The sequence below is a fragment of the Stutzerimonas marianensis genome (assembly GCF_022810315.1).
Classification (GTDB): domain Bacteria; phylum Pseudomonadota; class Gammaproteobacteria; order Pseudomonadales; family Pseudomonadaceae; genus Stutzerimonas; species Stutzerimonas marianensis.
Genome location: NZ_JALGRD010000001.1, coordinates 503,469 through 524,225 on the forward strand (window position 1 = coordinate 503,469; position 20,757 = coordinate 524,225).

Consider the following 20,757-nt stretch of genomic DNA (forward strand, 5'->3'; position numbering starts at 1 on the left):
TCGCAACGACATCGATCACGCATGTCACGATGTGCCCTCCGCCAACCGCACACCTGTCGAGCCGCCCATGAAGGAACCCTGCTCCCGCCCTGACCAACCCGTCTCCGATGCGCCGGGCGGCGCCAGCGCCGGTTATCGGTTCCAAACGCTGGACGATGCCCGTCTGGAGCCGGTCGAGCTGGCCGAGGAATGCGCGCTGGCGATCGCCTACAACGGCCTCAACCAGGCGGTGATGATGGTGACGCCCGCGGACCTCGAAGACTTCGTCGTCGGCTTCAGCCTGGGTGCCGGCATCGTCGAACGTGCGGCGGACATCTATGACATTCGCATCAGCGGCACGGGCAACGGGCGGCATGCCGAGGTCGAGATAGCCAGCCGTGCGTTCTGGACGCTGAAGGCGCAACGCCGCCAGTTGCCTGGCAACGCCAGCTGCGGGCTCTGCGGGGTCGAGGCGCTGGAACAGGCGCTGCCACAATTGCCCGTGATGCCGGTCGCCCCGCTACCGCCGGCGCACTGGCTGGACGATCTGCGCCAGCGTATCGCCGACTTCCAGCCGCTCGCGCAGCGCTGCGGCGCCGTGCACGCCGCGCTGTTCATCGATGCCGGGGGGCGGATTCGGATGGGCCGTGAAGACATCGGCCGACACAACGCGCTGGACAAGCTGATCGGCGCGCTGAGCCGCTCTGGGGAGGACGTCACGGGCGGCGTCGCCGTGGTCACCAGCCGCTGCAGCCTGGAGTTGATCCACAAGGTGCAGCGCGCCGGCATTCCCACGCTGGTGAGCTTTTCCTCGCCGACCGGCCTGGCCACGCAATGGGCGCAGCGGCACAACCTCAATCTGATCCACATCCCCCATCGCAGCCCGCCGCGCGTGTTCAGCCCGGCCGCACGCTCCGCCGAGGCAAACCGATGAGCCTGCAAGCCGAACACCTGCGCTATCGCCCCTACGCCGGACCGGCGGCGGGCTGGGGTGCCCTGCGCAGCGTGGCCAGCCACTGGCTGGATAGCAAGCAACCCCTGAAGAACCTGCGCGCGCTGCTCAAGACCAATCAGAACGGCGGCTTCGACTGCCCCGGTTGCGCCTGGGGCGACTCACCCGAAGCTGGCATGGTGAAGTTCTGCGAGAACGGCGCCAAGGCGGTCAACTGGGAAGCCACGCGGCGGCGTGTCGATGCCACCTTTTTCGCGCGCTATAGCCTCAGCCAGCTGCGCGAGCAGAGCGACTACTGGCTCGAGTACCAGGGTCGCCTGACCGAGCCCCTGCGCTACGACAAGGCCAGCGACCGCTATCGGCCCATCGACTGGGATGACGCCTTTGCCCTGATCGGCCATCACTTGAACGCCCTCGAAACGCCCGACCAGGCGGAGTTCTACACCTCCGGCCGCACCAGCAACGAGGCGGCCTTTCTCTACCAGCTGTTCGTGCGCGCCTACGGCAGCAACAACTTTCCCGACTGCTCGAACATGTGCCACGAGGCGAGCGGGGTTGCGCTGGGCGAAAGCATCGGCGTCGGCAAGGGCAGCGTCAGGTTCGAGGACTTCGCCAAGGCCGACGCCATCTTCGTGCTTGGCCAGAACCCCGGTACCAACCATCCGCGCATGCTCGAGCCCTTGCGCGAAGCCGTGGCGCGCGGCGCACAGGTGGTCTGCTTCAACCCGCTGAAAGAACGCGGCCTGGAACGCTTTCAGCACCCACAGCACGCGATCGAGATGCTCGCCAACGGATCCGCCCCGCTGAACACCGCCTTCTTCCGCCCAAGGCTGGGCGGCGACATGGCGGCGCTGCGTGGCGTCGCCAAGTTTCTCCTGCTATGGGAGCGCGAGGCGCAGGCCACGGGCGCACCCGCCGTGTTCGACCACGCCTTCATCGCCGAGCACACCGCTGGCGTGGAAGCCTATCTGGCAGTGCTGGATGCGACCGACTGGCCAACCCTGGAAGCCCAATCGGGGCTCAGCCTGACGGAGCTGGAGGCCGCGGCGCGGCTCTATCGCGCGGCCGAGCGGGTGATCATCTGCTGGGCGATGGGGATCACCCAGCACCGGCACTCGGTCGCGACCATTCAGGAAATCACCAACCTCCAGCTGTTGCGCGGCAACCTCGGCAAGCCGGGCGCCGGACTGTGTCCGGTGCGCGGGCACAGCAATGTGCAGGGCGACCGGACCATGGGCATCAACGAACGGCCGCCGGCACGGCTGCTCGATTCGCTGGAGCGGCGTTTTGGCTTCGCAGTGCCCCGCCAGCCGGGGCATAACGTGGTCGAGGCGATCGAGGCGATGCTCGCCGGCCGCGCCAGGGTGTTCATCGGCCTTGGCGGCAACTTCGCCCAGGCCACGCCCGACAGCCGGCGCACCCAACAGGCGCTGCAGCGCTGTGCATTGACGGTGCAGATCAGCACCAAGCTCAACCGCAGCCACCTCACCGTTGGGCAGGATGCGTTGATCCTGCCGTGCCTCGGGCGCACCGACATCGACCGTCAGGCCGCCGGACCTCAGGCGGTGACAGTCGAAGATTCGTTCAGCATGATCCACGCCTCGTACGGTCAGCTGGAGCCGCTTTCGCCGCTGATGCGCTCCGAACCCGCCATCGTGGCCGGCATCGCCCAGGCCACGCTCGGCAATCGCCCGGTGGATTGGCCGGCACTGATTGCCGATTACAGCCGGATTCGCGAGTTGATCGGCGAGACGATTCCCGGTTTTGCCGATTTCGAGCAGCGCGTGCATCGCCCCGGCGGCTTCCACCTGGACAATCCGGCAGCGGAGCGGCGTTGGAGCACCGCCAGCGGCCGCGCCAATTTCATCGCCAACGCGCTGCCAGACGATCCGTTCGGCGGTGCGCTGGAGGGCCACGACGCGCAGCCGGACCTGATCCTGCAAACCCTGCGCTCGCATGATCAGTACAACACCACGGTCTATGGCCTCGACGACCGCTACCGGGGCGTGAAGGGCGACCGCCGGGTGATCTTCGTCCATATCGACGACATCCGCCGGCTGGGCTTCGAGCCGGGGCAGAAGGTCGATATCCAGTCGCTCTGGCATGACGGCATCGAGCGTCGCGTCACGGCGTTCACCCTGCTCGACTTCGACATCCCGCGCGGACAGGCCGCCGCCTACTACCCGGAAACCAATCCGCTGGTGCCGCTGGGCAGTGTGGGCATCGGCAGCCACACGCCGACGTCGAAGTCGGTTGCGATACGGCTGCACGCGGCCCAAGAAGAAAGCGCGCCGTCACTTGCCTCGGCAGGCCAGTGACGGCCCCGCACAAGGAACGTACGACCGTTTCGCTTGAATCAAGTTCCTGCGTTAATTCAAAGACTTATGAAAAGCGAAGCGCATCACACCTTTCATCGGTTGACGCTTGCGGACCGCGCCCCGGGGACGTGAGGATCGCGGCGCCATCCACTGGAGAGGTTCCACCATGAAGTATTCCTCGATTCTGCTGTTGTCCGCGGGCCTGCTCAGCGGTGCCGCCTTTGCCGGAAGCAACACCGAAGCCGCTGTTGGCGGCGCCCTGGGCGGTGCGCTCGGGTCGGTGGTCGGCGAACACCTGGGTGGTTCGACCGGCGCCACCATCGGCGCGGGCGTCGGTGGTGCGGCGGGCGGCATGGTGGGTGCGGACAAGCGTAGCCGTACCGAAGCGGCCATCGGCGGCGGCCTTGGCGCAGCCGGCGGCAACGTGATTGGCCAGCGCGTCGGCGGCAGCACGGGCGGCCTGATTGGCGCAGCGGTGGGCGGTGGCGCCGGAGGCGCGATCGGCAATGCCTACGGCGACGATGACGACCGGAGCGAGCGTCGCTACCGTGATGATCGCCGCTACTACGGCCACCCCGGCAAAGCCAAGGGGCACTGGAAACACAAGCACAAGCACAAGCATCACGACTGACGTCTCGCTACCGCGGGCCATGTCCTGTGGCCCGCATCGCCTCCCGCCCACGCTCTTCTGCTTAGCTCGCCAACCCTTCCAGGGCCGCGCGCAACCGGCCCGGAATCGGTGTCGGCCGATTGGTCGCCCGCTCGACGAACACGTGCACGATACGGCCGGCGGCGCTGGCCTCGTCATCGCCGCGTTTGAAGATCGCCAGCTCGTACTGCACCGAACTGTTACCCAGCCGACCGACCCGCAGGCCGACCTCGATCTGATCGGGAAAGGCGATCGAGGCGAAGTAGTCGCAGCTGGAGCTGACCACGAAACCGACCACCTCGCCGTTGTGGATGTCCAGCCCGCCGCGTTCGATCAGGTAGGCATTCACCGCACTATCGAAATAGCTGTAGTAGACGACGTTGTTGACGTGACCGTAGAGGTCGTTGTCGTGCCAGCGCGTGGTGATCGGCTGGAAGTGGCGGTAGTCGGCGCGCCGGTGTTCGGGTTGGTCTGCCATGCGAAGTTCCTTGTCGATACGGATCAGTAGGCGGCGCGGTAGATGGCCAGCGCATCGGCCTCGCTGACCTCGCGCGGATTGTTGACCAGCAGCCGCTGCTGCAGCATCGCCTCCTTGGCCAGCTGCGGCAGCATCTCTTCCGGCACGCCGGCGTCACGCAGGCGGGTCGGCAGGCCGACGCGCGCGCTCATCTGCTCGAACTCCTCGATCAGCTGCTCGGCGTAGGTGGACGGATCATCCGTGCGCAGGCGCTCGCCGAGGATGATCGGTGCCAGTTCGCCGTAGTGTGTGGCCGCCGCGCTGACGTTGAAGCGCAATACCTGCGGCAACACCAAGGCGTTGGACAGGCCGTGGGGAATGTGGAAATTGCCCCCCAGCGGATAGGCCAGCGCGTGCACGGCGGCGACCGGTGCGTTGGCGAACGCCTGGCCGGCCAGGCAGGCGCCCAGCAGCATGGCCTGGCGTGCCTCGCGGTTGCTGCCGTTGTGCACCGCCTCGTCCAGATTGGCCGCCAAGAGGCGCAGCGCCTCGCGGGCCAACAGGTCGGACATGGGGTTCTTCTTCAGCGCGCTGGTGTAGGCCTCGATGGCATGCACCATGGCGTCGATGCCGGTAGCCGCGGTCACCGCCGGCGGCAGGCCGAGGGTGAGATCGGCGTCGAGCAGCGCCAGGTCCGGCAGCAGCAGGGGCGAGACCACACCCATTTTGGTCGTCTCACCGGTGGTGATGATGGCGATCTGCGTGACTTCGGAGCCGGTGCCCGCCGTTGTCGGTACCTGAATCAGCGGCAGGCGCTGGCCCTTGGCGTTGCCGACACCATAGATGTCCTGCAGCGATTGCGCGCAATCAGGATGGGCCAACAGCGCAACCAGCTTGGCCACGTCCATGGAGCTGCCGCCGCCGAAGCCGATGATCAGATCGACCCGGGACGCCCTGGCCTGCGCCACCGCCGCCAGGACGATGTGCTCGGGCGGGTCGGCAACGACCTGATCGTAAACCGCGACCTGCAGCCCTTCCGTCTCGAAGCCCGGCAGGACTTCGTCGAGCAGGCCGAAACGGGTGATGCCCGGGTCGGTCACCACCAGCACCGAGCGCGCCCCACGCTCCTTGCAGAGGCTGGCCAGCCGGCGCGACGAGCCAGGCTCGCAGATCAATTGAGCGGTTGTGGCAAAGCTGAACGGATGCATCGGTGCCTCCTGTGATCGATTAGCTCAAAACGCGAAGTCGCTTTCCGGCAGCGCCATCAAACAATCCGCGCCACCCTGAATGGCTTCCCGATGCGCACTCGCCCGCGGTAACACACGGCGCAGATAGAAATCCGCACTGGCCAGCTTGGCCTGATAGAAAGCCTCCTCGCCGGCGCCCTGCTCCAGCGCATCCTGTGCGCGCGCCGCGGCCTGCAGCCAGAGGCCGGCCAACAAGACATAGGCCGAGTACTGCAGGAAATCCACCGACACCGCGCCGATCTCCTGGGGATCGCGACCGGTGGCAGCGATGATCTCGGCCGTCAGCTCGCGCCATTCGCCGAGACGCATCTGCACCTTGCTGGCCAGAGCGTGCAGCGCCGGGCGATCGGTCTGCCGGTCGCAAATCTCGCTGAATTCCGCCTGCAGCGCCGACAGTTCCGTGCCGCCGTCACCGAGCAGCTTGCGGCGGATGTAATCCAGCGCCTGGATGCCGTTGGTGCCCTCGTAGAGCTGGGTGATGCGGCTGTCGCGCATCAGCTGCTCCATGCCCCATTCGCGGATATAGCCGTGGCCGCCGTAGACCTGCACGCCGAGGCTCGCCACCTCCTGGCCCATGTCGGTGAAGAACGCCTTGACGATGGGGATCAGCAGCGCAGCGCGCTTGCTCGCCGCCTTGCGGTAGCTCGGCTCGGGATGGCCATGCTCGAGGTCCAGCTGCCGGGCGCAGTAGGCCGCCAGCATGCGGCTGCCTTCGACCAGCGTCTTTTGCGTCAGCAGCATGCGGCGCACGTCGGGGTGCACGATGATCGGGTCGGCTGGCTTGTCCGGATGCTGCGCGCCTGCCAGCCCACGAGACTGCAGGCGCTCGCGGGCATAGGCCAGCGAGCCCTGATAGGCCTGTTCGGCAATGCCAAGTCCCTGCAAGCCGACCTGGAAGCGCGCGTCGTTCATCATGGTGAACATGCACGCCAGGCCCTGATTGGGCTCGCCGACGATCCAGCCGGTGGCGCCGTCGAAGTTCATCACGCAGGTCGCCGCGCCCTTGATGCCCATCTTGTGCTCGATGGCGCCGCAGCTCAGCGCGTTGCGCGCGCCCGGCGTGCCGTCGGCATTGGCGATGAACTTGGGCACCAAGAGCAGGCTGATGCCTTTCACCCCAGCCGGCGCATCCGGCAGGCGCGCCAGCACCAGGTGCACGATGTTCTCGCTCATGTCGTGCTCGCCGCCGGAGATGAAGATCTTGCTGCCGCTGACCTTGTAGCTACCGTCCGCCTGCGGCTCGGCGCGGGTGCGCAGCAGGGCGAGGTCGGTGCCCGCCTGCGGCTCGGTCAGGCACATGGTGCCGCTCCAGCGGCCGCTGACCAGCTTCTCCAGATAGGCATTCTTCAGTCCATCGCTGCCGTGCTTGTACAGCGCCAGCACCGCGCCCTCGGTCAGGCCGGAATAGATGCGAAAGGACAGCGACGCGCCCATCAGCATCTCGTGGAAGTTGCAGGCCACCAGCTGCGGGAAGCCCTGGCCGCCGTATTCGGTCGGCCCGGTCATGCTCGCCCAGCCGTTGTCGACGTACTGCTTGTAGGCCTCGACGAAGCCCTGCGGCGTGCGCACTTCGCCGTTTTCCAGGGTCACGCCTTCTTCGTCGCTGTTGCGATTGAGCGGCGCGATCTCGCCGCCGGTGTAGCGCGCAGCTTCTTCCAGCACACCGTCGATCAGCTCGCGGTCCAGGCCGTTGCCGAGCAATTCGCAATGGCCGGTAGCGTCGAACAGCTCGTGCAGCACGAAGCGCATGTCACGCAGGGGAGCCTTGTATTCCATGCTCATGCCTCCTTCTTGTAGTCGGCGAAGCGGCCGCCGAGCGTGGCCAGGCTGTCGATCAGTCCGGCCGGCTGCCAGTGCTCGCCGTGGCGCTCGGCCAATGTGTTGAGGCGCTCACGAATGGCCGGCAGACCCTGACGGTCGGCCCAGGTCATCGGGCCACCGACTTCGGCCGGGAAGCCGTAGCCGTAGAGGTAGACGGTGTCGATATCGGCGCTGGACTCGGCCATCCCTTCCTCGAGGATCTTGGCGCCCTCATTGACCAGCGCCAGCAGGCAGCGCTCGAGAATCTCTTCCGGACCGATCTCGCGGCGCTCATAGCCGAGGCGCTCGGACTCGCGCTGCACCAGGGCGTCCACTTCCGGATCGTGCTCGGCCTGGCGGCTGCCTTCGGCGTAGCGGTAGTAGCCCATGCGCGACTTCTGGCCGAAGCGGCCCAGTTCGCAGAGACGGTTATCCACCTGCACCTCGGCCTCGTCCTGGCCCTTGCCGGCCAGCTCGCGGGCGCGCCATTCCAGGTCGATACCCACCACGTCATACATGCGGAACGGGCCCATGGCGAAGCCGAAGCCTTGCAGCGCGGCGTCCACCTGATGGGGGTAGGCACCTTCGAGCAGCATCATCCGCGCCTCGCGCACATAGGTGGCGAGCATGCGGTTGCCGATGAAGCCCGGGCAGTTGCCGGCGATCACGCTGACCTTGCCCATACGCTTGCCGAGCTCGGTGGAGGCCTCAAGTACCGCTTTAGAAGTCTTCGCTCCGCGGACGATTTCCAGCAGCTTCATGATGTGTGCCGGGCTGAAGAAGTGCAGGCCTACCACCTGCTCCGGGCGCTTGGTGACAGCGGCGATGGCATCGATATCCAGCGCCGAGGTGTTGCTGGCCAGAATGCCGGCCGCCTTCACGATGCCGTCCAGCTCGCGGAAGATCTTCTGCTTGAGTTCGAGGTTTTCGTAGACCGCCTCGATCACCAGGTCCACGTCGGCCAGCGCCGGGTAATCCGCCGCCTTGGCGATGCGGGCCCGCCGCGCCGCCGCTTCGGCCTCGTCGATCCGACCCTGACGCACGTTGTGCGCGTAGGTGTCGGCCACCGCGCCCAGCGCCTGCTCGAGCATCTCGGGATTGTTGTCCAGCCACAGCACCTGCACACCGGCATTGGCCAGGCTCATGACGATGCCGCGGCCCATGGTGCCCGCGCCGATCACGGCGGCGGTCTGGATATCGAAGCGGGGTTGGCTCATGTGAACGGTCCTCGTCGCAGGCTGGAAAAAGTGGAGACCAACCATAGACGAAGACGCTACTATTTTTGAAATTTAGTCTTGTGATGTTTCGGATTCACCAAGTGAATATCTACAACTTCGACCTCAACCTGCTTCGCGTGCTCGACGCCCTGCTGCGTGAGCGCAACGTCTCGCGTGCCGCCGAGCGCCTGTCCCTCAGCCAGCCGGCGGTGAGCAATGCCCTGGGTCGCCTGCGCGAGCTGCTCGACGACCCGCTGCTGGTGCGTGCCGGCCGAGCCATGCAGCCAACGCCGCGGGCACTGAGCCTGGAGGCGCCGATCCGCGATGCGCTGCAACAGATCGAGCACACGCTCAACGCCGGCGACTTCTTCGATCCCGCCACCAGCCGCCAGCGCTTCGTCATCGCCGTCACCGACTACGTCGAGCTGATCTGCATGCCCAGACTGATGGCGCACCTGGCGCAAGTCGCGCCAGGCATCCAGCTGGCAATCGAGCACCTCACGCCCAGCCTGCCGGCCGCTGCTCTGGACGATGGCCAGCTGGACCTCGTCGTTGGTCGCTTCGTCGAAGTACCCACGCGCTTTCACACCCGTCGCTGGGCCAGCGAAACCTTGCAGGTCGCCCTGCGTTCCGGCCACCCGCACGTTGGCGAGACACTCGATCTGGAGGCATTCCTGCGCCTGCGCCATCTCTGGGTGCACGGGGGGCAGACCCGCGGAATGGTCGATCAATGGCTGGAAGAACAAGGGCTGAGCCGCGACGTCGCCTACACCACGCCCAACTATCTGCAGGCCGCCCACATCGTGGCACGAAGTGACCTGGCCGCCGTGCTGCCAACGCAACTGGCCCGTTACTTCGCCGACCTGCTGCCGCTGAGGTTGTTCGACTTGCCCTTCGATCTGGGCAGCTTCCGGCTGGATGTCGTCAGCGTCGCGCAGCGTGAACGGGACGCCGGCCTGCAATGGCTGATCGAGCAAATCGTCGCGGTGGGCGCAGGGGCGGCGCAATCTTCACGGTCGGTTGACTGAGCGAGCGCTTTCTCCAGGCAAAAAAAAACCCGCCGGAGCGGGTTTTTCATGACCGTCCGAATCCTTTCGGGTGCCATCCTGGCCATGGTCGATCATCCTTGATCCTGAGCGCATCCTGCGCTTCAGAGATGGGTATAGATTAAGTATCGAACGGCGCCCGGCAAAGCGCCGATGACTGCTATTGCTGTAAGCCTTTGGCTATAGCGGCAACTTTCTGGCCGCTTCGCTGTCCGGCCTGCCCCCAGACAGCAAAAAACCCGCCGGAGCGGGTTTTTCCTGACCATCCGAATCCTTTCGGCTGCCGTCCTGGCGATGGTCGATCATCCATGATCCTGAGCACATCCTGCGCTTCAGAGATGGGCATAGATTAATTACCTCGCGCTGGAGGCAGAAGTGGCGATCGCCATCCCATCGTGTAAGCCTTTTGCTATAGCAGGGCGCAACGGGACTATTGCCGCGGCTGCATGCATTCAACCGGTTCGGGTATAGCGGCTGGGTTGCCAATAGCCTGACAACAACGGAAACGCAGGCCCTCGCCAGCCGCGCCGGCGCAACTGCCGGGCGATCAGCACATTCATGATCTTGTGCCCCATCAACAAGACGCTGCCGTGCAACTCGGCCAGTTCGATGAGCCGATCGGCTGCGGCACCGGCACGACGGCTCGACACCTTGACGTGCTCGGTGTGGCTTGAAAAACCAAGGAACCAGGCCGTGCGGAAGGTGACGCGCCAGATGCGGGACGGTAACAGCGGCGCCCCCCAGTCGGGATAGGGCAGGTGCGCTTCGGCGAACAGTGGATCCGGCTCCTGGCGACAATCGCACTTGAGATGCGACCTGGACTCGACGCAGCGTTGCAGCGAGCTGCAAACCACCACGCCAACCGAATCGGCCAGTTGCATCAATGCCTGTGGGCGCTCGGTGCCGACGACGGCCGCCGCGTTGTAGCGTTCGACCCAGTGTTTCATGCCGGCCGGCGTCGACCAGCGAGCGGCACCATGGTCGGGCCTGCCGTGACGCACAAGAATGATCTGCATGGCTTGCTGCCGTTGCGGTGACTCAGCTTCGAAACCGCCGGTGCCAACAGGTTCCGGTGCGACGCGGCGCCCGGCCCGACCCGCGCACTTGGCGACGGTCAGTTGTCCAATGCGCGCTGTTTGTCGAGAAACTCTTCCTCAAGCATGGCGTCTTTCACCGCTTGCGGCGGCTCTTCCTGCAGGGGATCGTTCAGCTCGCCGCTGGAGAGCACCTTGCTGTCGAGCTTGCCCATCAGGTGATCGAGGGCGTGCTGCATTTTTTCGGCGGCCCCCTCGACCGCCAGCTGCAGAGACTCGGCCTTGTGCGTCACGGAGACGGACTGATGCCCCTTTGGCCGCGCTTCGATCTGACAGCGCTTGTCATCGGCGCCGGCCTTCTGAGCGTTCTCGTCACTGATATGGACTTCGAGGCGTGTGAGGAAATCATCGAAGCGTTCCAGCCGTTCCTCGACGGTCGTGCCGACCCACTCGTGCAGCTCGACACTGCCGGGAATATGGTTGCTGTTGACCTGAACATGCATACGAGAACTCCTGATAGATGACGTACCTACCAGAGTTCGAGGCGCGGGCATGTTCGAAGGTTCAGCGGTTTTGTCCGGAAGCACCTTGCAGCACCGCCTTGCGATCGGCCTGCCCACCGATAGACCAGCCCACCGCCCCCCAGATGGCCGCGCACACCGCCCCCACCAGCCCCACCAGCCAGGCGCCTTGGCCGAGGCTGTCGAGCAGACTCTTGGCCCAGCCGCTCAGCGCATCGCCGCCGCGATAGACCACGGTGTCGATGAAGTTCTTCGCCTTGTACTTGCTCTCGGCATCCAGCGGTGCGAAGAGCATCTCCCGGCCCGGACGGACGAAGGCGTACTCGCCAACCCGGCGCACGATCATCACCGCCGCCAGCACGGCGAAGGTCGGTGCCAGCGCCAGCCCGACGAAGCCCAGGCAGACCAGCAGCGGCACTGCCGTGAGCAGCACCCGCACACCAAGGCGCTGTGCCACGCGACCGGTGATGAACAGCTGCGACAGCAGCGCCCCGGCCTGGACCACGAAATCGATGGCACCGAACACCCGTACCTGCTCGGCCCGGTCCGTGAACAGCTCGGACACCAGCCGCGCCTGCTCGAAGTAGAGAAAGGTGCTGGCAGTGGTCAACAGCAACACGAACACCGCGACGCCCAGCAGATAGCGCGAACCCAGTACCCGCGTCAGGCCGCTGAACGGGTTGCCAGCCACTGGCCGCTTCGGACTTTCCGCCCGTTCGGCGCCGGGCCGGCCAGCACCCAGCACCTCGCGCCAGGCCATCAGGTAGCGCTTGAGCGCCACCGCCGCGACCAGGAGCAGCGCTGCCAGCAGCATCAGCCCGAACTGCCCGAGCACGCCGACCAACAACGCGCTGGCCGCGGGGCCGACGAGTCCGCCCACGCTGGCCCCGGCAGCGATGAAGGCGAACAGCCGGCGCGCCTGCGGCGCGTCGAACACATCGGCCATCAGGCTCCAGGCCACCGAGACCACGAACAGGTTGTAGACCGAGATCCACACGTAGAACACCCGCGCCAGCCAGACGCTGTCACGCAACGCGAAGAACAGCGCGGCAAACAGCAGCAGGTTGACGCAGAAGAAGCCGTACACCCAGTCGATGTAATGGAGGCGCGCCACCCTGGAGTTGAGCCAGGCGAACAGCGGCACCGCCACCAGCATGGCGACAAAGGTCGCGGTGAACAGCCACTGCAGATTCTCCACGCCGCCCTGGATGCCCATGGACTCGCGGATCGGGCGCAGCATGAAATAGCCGGCGAACAGGCAGAAGAACAGGCCGAAGCCGGCCAGCGCCGCGCGGAGTTCGCCGGGGCGGGCATTGATCAGGGCGGCGAGGCGCGCAGCCGGAGCGACGGGCATTCGGCCCGGCTCAGCGGAAGGCGTCGACGATCATCTGCCGCTGCCGCTCATCGGGCAGACGGCCCTGGCCGGCAAGCAGGTTGTCGGCCATGTAGCGCGGGTTGGAGGTGGCCGGGATGACCGCGGTCACCGCCGGCTCGGCGAGGATGAACTTGAGCAGCAGCTGCGCCCAGGAGCTGGCGTCGATATCGGCGGCCCAGTCCGGCAACGGCTTGTCCCGGACCTTCGACAGCAGGTTGCCGCGGGTGAAGGGTCGGTTGATCAGGGTGGCGATGCCGTTGTCGGCGCAGTAGGGCAGCAGCTGCTTCTCGGCGTTGCGCTCGCTGACCGAATAGTTGAACTGCACGAAGTCGACCTGCTCCTGTTTCAGCGTGTCCAGCAGGCGATCGTGGGCCGATTCCACATAGTGCGTCACGCCGATGTAGCGCACCCGCCCCTCCTGCTTGAGCTCGCGCAGCAGGCCGAGTTGGGTGCGGGTGTCCTGCAGGTTGTGCACCTGGATCAGGTCGATGGTGTCGGTCTGCAGTGCCTCGAAACTCGCCTCGATCTGCGCCATACCGCGCTCACGACCGGTCGAGGACACCTTGCTGGCCAGAAAGACCTTGTCGCGCTGGCCGTGACGCGTGACCAGCTCGCCGACGACGCGCTCGGCATTGCCGTAGCTCGGCGCGGTGTCGATCAGCGAGGCACCGCCTTCCACCAGCACCCGAAGCACCTCCAGCAGACGCTCCATCTGCGGATCATCGAGGCTCACGTTATGCGTGATGGACGTACCGAGACCGATCACGGGTAGCGTTTCACCCGTCGCCGGAATACTGCGGCGACGCAGGCCCTCGGCCGCTTGCAGCAGCGACGGCAGCAAGGGGTCAAGCGCCGCGAAGGTGGCGATCAGGGCGGAACGGTGAAGGAGCTGGCGGCGCGTCGGCATGGCGGGGTCTCCCGGCTCGGTAATGGCAACGACCTCTGAGTATGGTCGAGCGTGCGCGGCATGCCGGGCAGCCGAGGCCTGGGAGCTTTTCTTGATGTTTCAGGACCATGTTCGGACAGGCTGACATGGGCAGCGTAGGCATGTGGAGTGGTGGCAATATGACTTCATTTCAGGTCTACTGCACCGCCTGACGAGCCCAGCAGCCCCCTGGACCGCACCTTGGGGAGGCTCGAACACGACGAGACCTTCCATGCCCAGCCAGTTCCCGCGACCGGCGCATCGCGCGCCCGCATCGTCTGCGTATGTCCGCCGCCTGCGAAGCAGGCTCGGCAGCCTTTGCTATGCCGCCGGCTTGATGCTGGTATTCGCCCTCAGCCTGCTCCTGCTGCCGGCCGACAGTGGCCTGGGGAAACTGCTGCGGGTGGCTCTGTAACGGCCCGTCAGGTTCGAAACCGACCGACCAACTTCGACAACGTCCCGGCCAGCTCCGACAACCGCTGGCTGGCCTGCAGACTCTGCGAGGCATTGGCGGCGGCATCATTGGACAGATCGCGGATATCGGTGATGTTGCGCGCGATCTCCTCGGTGACGCTGCTCTGCTCTTCGCAGGCCGTGGCGATCTGCGCGGCCATGTCGTTGATTCGCTGGACCGACGCCGTGGTGTCGGCAAGCACCTGATCGACGCCGGATGCACGCGCCACGCTGTCCTGCGCCCGGGTGCTGCCGGCCTGCATCGCCTGTACGGCCCGGCCCACACCGGTCTGCAAGCGTTCGATGCGGGCCTGGATGTCGCGAGTCGAGTCCTGGGTCCGTGCGGCCAACGCCCGGACCTCATCGGCCACCACGGCGAATCCACGGCCTTGCTCGCCGGCACGCGCGGCTTCGATCGCCGCATTGAGCGCCAGCAGATTGGTCTGCTCGGCAATGCCGCGAATCACCTCCAGTACCGCACCGATGCTGGCGGTCTCCTCGGCGAGGGCGCCTATGGTTTGCGATGCGCCTTCGACCTCCTCGGCCAACTGCCGGATCGAGGCGATAGTGCCGCTTACGACGGCCGCGCCCTGGCTGGATTGTTGTTCGGCGTCGCGTGCGGCATCCGACGCATTCTGGGCGTTGAGCGCCACCTCGTGCACCGCTGCGCTCATCTCCGTGGCTGCCGTGCTGACCTGATCCACCGCCGCATGCTCGCTGCTGATCAGCTGATCGTTGGTCGCGGCCATGCCCGCCATGCCACGTGCGGCCGCATCCACTTCATCGGTCACCCGACCGACCTCGGCAATCAGCGGCTGCAGCTTGTCGAGAAAGCGGTTGAAGGCCGTACCGAGTTGCCCCAGCTCGTCGGCCGAACGCACCTCGACGCGCGCACGCAGGTCGCCGTCCCCCTCGGCGATCTGCCGGACGCGCTCGAGCAGGCGCCGCATCGGACGCAGCACGACCAGAGGCAGGCCGAGCACCAGCAGCCCGCAGCCGAGCAAGCCGACGACCAACACCGTGCCTTGCTGACCAAGCGCCGTGGCTGCAACGGCGCCGGCCCTCTCGCCGTTTGCCTGGGCCGCCTGATCCTCAAGGTCGCCCAACTGGTCGATGGCCTCGCGCATGGCTTCGAAGCGCGTTTCGCTTTCGCCAAAGCTGAGCGCACTGGCGCCTTGCGGATCGAGATCGATCTGCTCGATCACCCGCCGGGACACTTCGGACCACTGCGAGAAGCCACGGTTGAAGGTATCGACCAGAGCCAGGGCTTCGGCGCCAGGCTGCATGGCCGCGTATTTCTGGACGCGATCGTACGCCTGTTGAAGGTTCTCCGCGTGGCTCTCCCGCAGCGCCTTGACGTGGTCACCGGCATCGCTGTCGAGCAGGCTGCGCTCGGCTACCAGTGCCTGATAGAGGTCGCGATCGGCATTGAGTAGCAAGGTAATTGCCGGCAGGTGACTCGTCGCCAGCTGCTTGCTGGTGTCGGCAACCTGCGCGATGCCGCGCAAGCCAAGACCGCCCATGAGCACCAGCAACAGCGCCAGGCCGGCCACGGGAAGAGTGATTTTCCAGCGAAATCCGAGATCTGCGAAATAACGAAACATGGCACGCTCCTGCGGGACTCGATCAGGCTATCGGCCGCTGACAGATGCGCTGGAAGACCGGTGGTCGTTTTTTGACCGATCTGGAGTGATCCATGCCGCTGGCCTCGTTCAGGGTGTGCCGGCGGGGGCGCGCGGAGCGATCGAGGCCGGGCTAGGAGCCCGCCAGCCGCGCGCGAACCTCGGCGTAGGGATAGGCTTCCAGCGAGGCGAAACCGGGGAGCTGGCGCGCCTTGAGCTTGGTGAACACCGGCACGCTGATGCCGCAGAGAAAGCGCGTCAGGCATTCGCGGCTGGGCGCGCCGCCCTTGAGCTGCCGGTAGCGCTCCACGAACTCGGCGCAGCGGGCATCCAGGTCGATCTGCTCCAGCGACGCCAGTGCGGGCGGTTCCGGCAGTTTCGCGACCTGCCCGTTGCAAACCGAACAATGCCCGCAGCGCTGCGGCGCCTGGCGGTCACCGAAGTAGGCGGCCAGCCGTTGGCTCAGGCATTCGCGGGACTCGAACAAGGCCAGCATGTTGTCGATGCGAGCGATCTCGCTGGCTTCGTGCTCCTTAAAGTAGGCGTGCAGCTCGCCGCTCAGAGCCTCGGCATCGAAGCGCGCGTCGAGCAGCGCATAGACTTCGGTCATCTGCTTGCTCTCCAGCTCGATCCAGCCCTTCTCCTGAAAATATTCCAGCGCCTTGACCACCCGCGCACGGTCGGCGCCGTGCTGCGCGTAAAGCGCGTCGAAATCCAGCGTGCACCAGGTCCGCGCCCGCGCCGAGGTGTGCACGATGGCTTCGACGAACTGCCGCCGCTCGCCTTCGAACTTCGCCACCAGCGCCTCGGGCTCGAGCAGGTACTTGAAGCGGTATTCGGCGAAATACGCAAAACGCGGTGCAATGATGCCGCGCAGTTCCAGCTGCACCAGCAGGGTTTTCAGCGGCAGCTGGCGGATGTTGCTCTGGTCCGACAGCTGGTTGAGCATCAGCTCCCATTGCCCGCTGGCACCGGCCTGCAGCAGCTCGTCGAGCACGCAGCGAATGCCCTCACGTTCCGGCGTATCGCCATAGACGAAGTTCTGCAGCACGCTGAGGCTGTCGCGATTGGCCAGCACCAGGCAGTCGGACGGCTGCCCGTCGCGCCCGGCGCGGCCGATCTCCTGGCTGTAGTTCTCCACCGACTTGGGCAGGTCGTAGTGCACCACGTTGCGGATATCGGCCTTGTCGATGCCCATGCCGAACGCGATGGTAGCGACGATGCCGTTCAGCTCGCCGGCCATGAAGCGGCGCTGGATCGATTCACGCAGCTCGTGCGCCATGCCGGCGTGGTAGGCGCTGGCCGGAACCCCCCGCTGCGCCAGGTGCTCGGCGACCTGCTCGGCCGTCTTCTGCTGGGTGACGTAAACGATGGTCGGCTGCCCCGACCTGTCCGCCAGCCATTCCACCAGCCGGTGCGGCTTGTTGAAGCCGCTGACCGGCTCCACCAGCAGATTGAGATTGGGCCGGTAGAAGCCGGTGGTCACCACGTCTTCGGCGGCGATGGCGAACTTGCGCTGCATGTCGGCAATCACCGGCGGCGTCGCCGTGGCGGTCAGCAGCAGCACTTGAGGAATGTTGAACTGGTGCTGGTAGTCGGGAAGCTTGAGGTAATCCGGGCGGAAGTTGTGGCCCCATTCGGAGATGCAGTGCGCCTCGTCCACCACCAGCAGGGAGATCGGCACTTGGCTGATGAAGTGGCGGAAGCGCTCGTTCTTCAGCCGTTCCACCGAGATTATGAGGATCTTCAGCTCGCCGGACTTGGCGCGGGCCATGGTCTCGCTCGTCTGCTCGCGGCTCTGCGCCGAATCGATGCTGGCCGCGGCGACGCCGCGCCGATGCAGAAAGGCCAGCTGGTCCTGCATCAGCGCCAGCAAGGGCGAGATCACCAGTGTCAGGTGCGGCAGCAGCAGCGCCGGCAGCTGGTAGCAGAGCGACTTGCCCGAGCCGGTGGGGAAGATCGCCGCCGTCGAACGTCCCGCCACCACGGCGCGAATGGCCTGTTCCTGGCCCGGACGCAGGCTGTCGTAGCCAAACGTCTGCCTGAGGGTCTGTTCGATCATGCGGCGCTCCGTGACGGAAGGGCCGGAGGGTAGCAAAAGGCGCGAGCGGGTGCTGCAAACCAGCCCAGGGCTCCGGGCCGCCGGGGCGGCGTAATCGGTGGGCAGCTAACAGGCGGAACGGCCAGCCATTTCAGTCAATCGGGGGGATTGGAATCGGCAATTACCGTTAGCAGGCTATCTACTTTTACGATTCTCGAGCTCCTGAAAACAAGCATAAGCGCCGTCGGATCGGGTGATCCGACACGCGAACAGGACGGTTCCTCAAATCAGAACAGGATTTCCTGCCATGCGCGCTATCTTCATTGCCACTGCCCTACTGCTTTCCTCCGTTGCCCACGCCGACAGCAGTAAACCCGACGTCTACACCTACGGCACCAAACTCGACGTGGCCTCCGTGCTGTCCATCAAGCTCAAGCCGACGCCGAACTGCGAAGTCACCGACGCGGTGATGACCTACCTGGACTCGGCTGGGCATAAGCGCCAACTGGCCTATCGGACCCTGTCCGACACCTGCAAGAACCAGAACTGAAGCGCCTCGGAAGCAGCCTCGATCAGCTGACCGAGGCGCCTGCCGCATCAGCCACGCTTGGTGCGTGACTCGCGGACGCGATCAGAAGCGATCGCGAATCACCACCTCATCGAACGGCAGCTTGCCTACGCGCGGCTTGGGCTCGGCCGCGCGTTTGCCGACCGCGACCATCAGCGCGATCACATGGTTATCCGGCAGATTGATCAGCTTGGCCACCGCGTCGAAATCGAAGCCATCCATCGGGCAGGAATCCAGACCCTTGCCCCGCGCCGCGAGCATCAGGGTCTGCGCCATCAGGCCACAGCTGCGCATGGCTTCGTCACGTTGCACCTGCGGCTTGCCGCGGTAGTAGTTGTCGATGGCACCAGCCATGTAATCCTGCACCTCGGCGGGTGCCCCGTCCCATACACGGCGGACGTTCTTCTCCCAGCTGTCGACCTGGGCACAGAAGACGATCAGCATCGAAGCGTCGGTCATCTGGGCCTGGTTCCAGCCCACCTCACGAATCTGCGCGCGCAAAGCCGGATCGCTGACCTCGACCAGGCGTACATGCTGGAGGTTGAAGGCCGAGGGCGCGAGCATGGCAAGCTTCAGCAACTCGTCCTTCTCGTCGCGACTGAGTTGGAACTCCGGATCGTAGGCCTTGACGGCACGACGGGTCTGGATGGCTTCTTCGATCTGCATGGGGTGACTCCCTTGAAGTGAGAACGTGGCCGCTATGCTAGGCGCCGCCACTCATCGAATCCATCCGGCTTGGCTGATGGAAGCGATCGAATCCGCCGATGCATCAAGGTCGAGCGGCATTGCGAGTCGCTCGCCGCCTCGAACCGAGCCGCTCGCGGCCGGACGACGGCCAAGAAAAAGCCGCCCGAAGGCGGCTTCATCATCTGACGGCTACCGGATCAGAGCTGCGGGCCGGCGGACTTGATCGCGTCGGAGACGTCGAACTTCTTGAAGTTCTCGATGAACTTGCTCGCCAGCTCCTTCGCCGCCTCGTCATAGGCACTGGCATCGGCCCAGGTGTTACGCGGGTTGAGCAGCTGCGCATCGACACCGGCGACGGCCTTCGGCACGTCGAGGTTGATGATCGGCAGGTGCTCGGTTTCCGCACCGATCAGCGCACCGCTCTGGATCGCCGCGATCACGGCACGGGTGGTCGGGATGTTGAAGCGCTTGCCGACACCGTAGCCACCACCGGTCCAGCCGGTGTTGACCAGGTAGACCTTGGAGCCGAACGCCTGGATGCGCTTGATCAGCAACTCGGCGTAAACGCCGGCCGGGCGCGGGAAGAACGGCGCACCGAAGCAGGTGGAAAAGGTCGACTTGATGCCGCTGCCCGAGCCCATTTCAGTGGAGCCGACCAGCGCGGTGTAACCGGAGAGGAAGTGGTAGGCCGCCTGCTCTTCGTTGAGGATCGAAACCGGCGGCAGTACGCCGGTCAGGTCGCAGGTCAGGAAGATCACCGCGTTCGGCTCGCCACCGAGGTTCTTCTCGGAACGCTTCTCGACGAACTCCAGCGGGTAGGCGGCGCGGCTGTTCTGAGTCAGGCTGTCGTCGGCATAGTCGGCGACGCGCGCCTCATCGAGCACGACGTTTTCCAGTACGGTGCCGAACTGGATGGCCTTCCAGATCACCGGCTCGTTCTTCTCGGACAGGTCGATGCACTTGGCGTAGCAGCCGCCCTCGATGTTGAACACCACGCCGGTGCCCCAGCCGTGCTCGTCGTCGCCGATCAGGTAGCGCGACTCATCGGCCGAAAGGGTGGTCTTGCCGGTGCCGGACAGGCCGAAGAACAGCGTGACGTCACCGTCTTCGCCGATGTTGGCGGCACAGTGCATCGGCAGCACGTCGGCTTCCGGCAGCAGGTAGTTCTGCACGGAGAACATGGCCTTCTTCATCTCGCCGGCGTAGCGCATGCCAGCGATCAGTACTTTCTTCTGCGCGAAGTTGATGATCACGCAACCGTCGGAATTGGTGCCGTCACGCTCAGGCACGCATTCGAAGTTGGCGACGTTCAGAACCTGCCATTCCTCCTTGCCGGCGGGGTTGTATGGCGCCGGATTGATGAACAGCTGCCGACCAAAGAGGTTCTGCCAGGCGGTCGCGGTGGTCATCTTCACGGGCAGGTAGTGGCCTTCGGAGGAGCCTACATGTACGTGGGAAACGAAGTGTTCCTGAGCCTGGTTGAAGGTCGCGACGCGATCCCAGAGGGCATCGAACTTGTCGGCCGGGAAGGGGCGGTTGATCGGGCCCCAGGCAATGGAGTCTTTGGTGCTGGGCTCTTCGACGATGAAGCGGTCGGCTGGTGAACGACCGGTCCGGTGACCGGTTTTCACGACGAGTGCGCCGTTGGCGGCCAGTTCGCCCTCACCGCGCTTGATGGCTTCTTCGATCAGTTGAGCGGTGCTGATATCGGTGTACACGGCGTTAGTGGCTTGCGTCATGAGTTTCCCGTCGGCCCTCGGCCGATTCCTCCATGCTGTTGTAGCCCACCGCGCGGTGGACTACACCGAAAAAAGTGCGCGCGATTATGACAGAAAACGCGCGGCGCTGGGTATGAGGCCGTGATGG

The 20,757-nt window shown here is 65.5% G+C and carries 18 protein-coding genes; 6 read left to right on the top strand and 12 right to left on the bottom strand.

Going from position 1 to position 20,757, the window contains the following annotated elements; translation table 11 throughout:
* The first annotated feature begins 67 nt into the window (after nt 1-67).
* The 3 genes from fdhD (at nt 68) to MST27_RS02200 (ending at nt 3,880) form a co-directional block, all read left to right on the top strand.
* A complete protein-coding gene (fdhD, locus tag MST27_RS02190; protein WP_243604366.1) occupies nt 68-913 on the top strand; it encodes a formate dehydrogenase accessory sulfurtransferase FdhD in 846 nt (281 codons plus the stop codon).
* Nucleotides 910-3,249, top strand: coding sequence for an FdhF/YdeP family oxidoreductase (locus MST27_RS02195; RefSeq protein WP_243604367.1), 2,340 nt, complete (start codon nt 910-912; stop codon nt 3,247-3,249). Before fdhD ends, MST27_RS02195 begins: the two co-directional genes overlap by 4 nt.
* A gap of 166 nt (nt 3,250-3,415) precedes the next feature.
* Nucleotides 3,416-3,880 carry a YMGG-like glycine zipper-containing protein gene (locus tag MST27_RS02200; protein ID WP_243604368.1) on the top strand — a complete coding sequence of 155 codons (465 nt, stop codon included), beginning with the start codon at nt 3,416-3,418 and terminating at the stop codon, nt 3,878-3,880.
* Between the two features lie 61 nt (nt 3,881-3,941).
* Here MST27_RS02200 and MST27_RS02205 read toward each other — a convergent pair whose 3' ends face one another.
* From MST27_RS02205 to MST27_RS02220, 4 genes are read right to left on the bottom strand one after another with little or no spacing between them, the layout of a single operon-like run.
* Entirely contained in the window at nt 3,942-4,376 is a 435-nt protein-coding gene (locus MST27_RS02205) for an acyl-CoA thioesterase (protein WP_243604369.1), read from the bottom strand.
* 23 nt (nt 4,377-4,399) lie between these two features.
* On the bottom strand, nt 4,400-5,563 hold the full coding sequence (locus tag MST27_RS02210) for an iron-containing alcohol dehydrogenase (protein WP_243604370.1): 1,164 nt from the start codon (nt 5,561-5,563) through the stop codon (nt 4,400-4,402).
* 24 nt (nt 5,564-5,587) lie between these two features.
* Nucleotides 5,588-7,378 carry an acyl-CoA dehydrogenase C-terminal domain-containing protein gene (locus tag MST27_RS02215; protein WP_243604371.1) on the bottom strand — a complete coding sequence of 597 codons (1,791 nt, stop codon included), beginning with the start codon at nt 7,376-7,378 and terminating at the stop codon, nt 5,588-5,590.
* A gap of 2 nt (nt 7,379-7,380) precedes the next feature.
* The gene (locus tag MST27_RS02220; protein WP_084902753.1) at nt 7,381-8,619 is read right to left on the bottom strand and encodes a 3-hydroxyacyl-CoA dehydrogenase; all 1,239 of its coding nucleotides are present in this window, start codon (nt 8,617-8,619) and stop codon (nt 7,381-7,383) included.
* A 101-nt stretch (nt 8,620-8,720) separates the two neighbouring features.
* Between MST27_RS02220 and MST27_RS02225 the strand changes: the two genes are divergently transcribed.
* On the top strand, nt 8,721-9,647 hold the full coding sequence (locus MST27_RS02225) for a LysR family transcriptional regulator (RefSeq protein ID WP_243604372.1): 927 nt from the start codon (nt 8,721-8,723) through the stop codon (nt 9,645-9,647).
* A 470-nt stretch (nt 9,648-10,117) separates the two neighbouring features.
* Here the strand turns inward: MST27_RS02225 and MST27_RS02230 are convergent, their stop codons facing one another.
* The 4 genes from MST27_RS02230 to MST27_RS02245 form a co-directional block, all read right to left on the bottom strand.
* Nucleotides 10,118-10,681, bottom strand: coding sequence for a histidine phosphatase family protein (locus MST27_RS02230; RefSeq protein ID WP_243604373.1), 564 nt, complete (start codon nt 10,679-10,681; stop codon nt 10,118-10,120).
* Nucleotides 10,682-10,779: 98 nt separating this feature from the next.
* Nucleotides 10,780-11,202, bottom strand: a complete 423-nt coding sequence (locus tag MST27_RS02235) for an HPF/RaiA family ribosome-associated protein (RefSeq protein ID WP_243604374.1) — start codon at nt 11,200-11,202, stop codon at nt 10,780-10,782.
* A 61-nt stretch (nt 11,203-11,263) separates the two neighbouring features.
* On the bottom strand, nt 11,264-12,574 hold the full coding sequence (locus tag MST27_RS02240; protein WP_243604375.1) for an NTP/NDP exchange transporter: 1,311 nt from the start codon (nt 12,572-12,574) through the stop codon (nt 11,264-11,266).
* Nucleotides 12,575-12,584: 10 nt separating this feature from the next.
* On the bottom strand, nt 12,585-13,502 hold the full coding sequence (locus tag MST27_RS02245; RefSeq protein WP_243604376.1) for an aldo/keto reductase: 918 nt from the start codon (nt 13,500-13,502) through the stop codon (nt 12,585-12,587).
* Between the two features lie 250 nt (nt 13,503-13,752).
* Here MST27_RS02245 and MST27_RS02250 point away from each other — a divergent pair, with 250 nt between their 5' ends.
* The gene (locus MST27_RS02250; RefSeq protein WP_243604377.1) at nt 13,753-13,935 is read left to right on the top strand and encodes a hypothetical protein; all 183 of its coding nucleotides are present in this window, start codon (nt 13,753-13,755) and stop codon (nt 13,933-13,935) included.
* Nucleotides 13,936-13,942: 7 nt separating this feature from the next.
* Here the strand turns inward: MST27_RS02250 and MST27_RS02255 are convergent, their stop codons facing one another.
* A complete protein-coding gene (locus MST27_RS02255; RefSeq protein WP_243604378.1) occupies nt 13,943-15,577 on the bottom strand; it encodes a methyl-accepting chemotaxis protein in 1,635 nt (544 codons plus the stop codon).
* Between the two features lie 151 nt (nt 15,578-15,728).
* Nucleotides 15,729-17,657, bottom strand: coding sequence for a RecQ family ATP-dependent DNA helicase (locus MST27_RS02260; RefSeq protein WP_243604379.1), 1,929 nt, complete (start codon nt 17,655-17,657; stop codon nt 15,729-15,731).
* 286 nt (nt 17,658-17,943) lie between these two features.
* Between MST27_RS02260 and MST27_RS02265 the strand changes: the two genes are divergently transcribed.
* Nucleotides 17,944-18,186, top strand: a complete 243-nt coding sequence (locus tag MST27_RS02265; RefSeq protein ID WP_243604380.1) for a DUF2790 domain-containing protein — start codon at nt 17,944-17,946, stop codon at nt 18,184-18,186.
* An 81-nt stretch (nt 18,187-18,267) separates the two neighbouring features.
* Here the strand turns inward: MST27_RS02265 and MST27_RS02270 are convergent, their stop codons facing one another.
* Complete coding sequence (locus tag MST27_RS02270; protein WP_243604381.1) at nt 18,268-18,870, bottom strand: nitroreductase family protein; 603 nt, start codon at nt 18,868-18,870, stop codon at nt 18,268-18,270.
* A 218-nt stretch (nt 18,871-19,088) separates the two neighbouring features.
* Nucleotides 19,089-20,630, bottom strand: coding sequence for a phosphoenolpyruvate carboxykinase (locus MST27_RS02275; protein ID WP_243604382.1), 1,542 nt, complete (start codon nt 20,628-20,630; stop codon nt 19,089-19,091).
* Nucleotides 20,631-20,757 lie beyond the last annotated feature (127 nt).

Coding starts and splice junctions, on each gene's coding strand:
- fdhD (WP_243604366.1), top strand. CDS start 68: ATGAAGGAACCCTGCTCCCGCCCTGACCAACCCGTCTCCGATGCGCCG.
- MST27_RS02195 (WP_243604367.1), top strand. CDS start 910: ATGAGCCTGCAAGCCGAACACCTGCGCTATCGCCCCTACGCCGGACCG.
- MST27_RS02200 (WP_243604368.1), top strand. CDS start 3,416: ATGAAGTATTCCTCGATTCTGCTGTTGTCCGCGGGCCTGCTCAGCGGT.
- MST27_RS02205 (WP_243604369.1), bottom strand. CDS start 4,376: ATGGCAGACCAACCCGAACACCGGCGCGCCGACTACCGCCACTTCCAG.
- MST27_RS02210 (WP_243604370.1), bottom strand. CDS start 5,563: ATGCATCCGTTCAGCTTTGCCACAACCGCTCAATTGATCTGCGAGCCT.
- MST27_RS02215 (WP_243604371.1), bottom strand. CDS start 7,378: ATGGAATACAAGGCTCCCCTGCGTGACATGCGCTTCGTGCTGCACGAG.
- MST27_RS02220 (WP_084902753.1), bottom strand. CDS start 8,619: ATGAGCCAACCCCGCTTCGATATCCAGACCGCCGCCGTGATCGGCGCG.
- MST27_RS02230 (WP_243604373.1), bottom strand. CDS start 10,681: ATGCAGATCATTCTTGTGCGTCACGGCAGGCCCGACCATGGTGCCGCT.
- MST27_RS02235 (WP_243604374.1), bottom strand. CDS start 11,202: ATGCATGTTCAGGTCAACAGCAACCATATTCCCGGCAGTGTCGAGCTG.
- MST27_RS02240 (WP_243604375.1), bottom strand. CDS start 12,574: ATGCCCGTCGCTCCGGCTGCGCGCCTCGCCGCCCTGATCAATGCCCGC.
- MST27_RS02245 (WP_243604376.1), bottom strand. CDS start 13,502: ATGCCGACGCGCCGCCAGCTCCTTCACCGTTCCGCCCTGATCGCCACC.
- MST27_RS02250 (WP_243604377.1), top strand. CDS start 13,753: ATGCCCAGCCAGTTCCCGCGACCGGCGCATCGCGCGCCCGCATCGTCT.
- MST27_RS02255 (WP_243604378.1), bottom strand. CDS start 15,577: ATGTTTCGTTATTTCGCAGATCTCGGATTTCGCTGGAAAATCACTCTT.
- MST27_RS02260 (WP_243604379.1), bottom strand. CDS start 17,657: ATGATCGAACAGACCCTCAGGCAGACGTTTGGCTACGACAGCCTGCGT.
- MST27_RS02265 (WP_243604380.1), top strand. CDS start 17,944: ATGCGCGCTATCTTCATTGCCACTGCCCTACTGCTTTCCTCCGTTGCC.
- MST27_RS02270 (WP_243604381.1), bottom strand. CDS start 18,870: ATGCAGATCGAAGAAGCCATCCAGACCCGTCGTGCCGTCAAGGCCTAC.
- MST27_RS02275 (WP_243604382.1), bottom strand. CDS start 20,630: ATGACGCAAGCCACTAACGCCGTGTACACCGATATCAGCACCGCTCAA.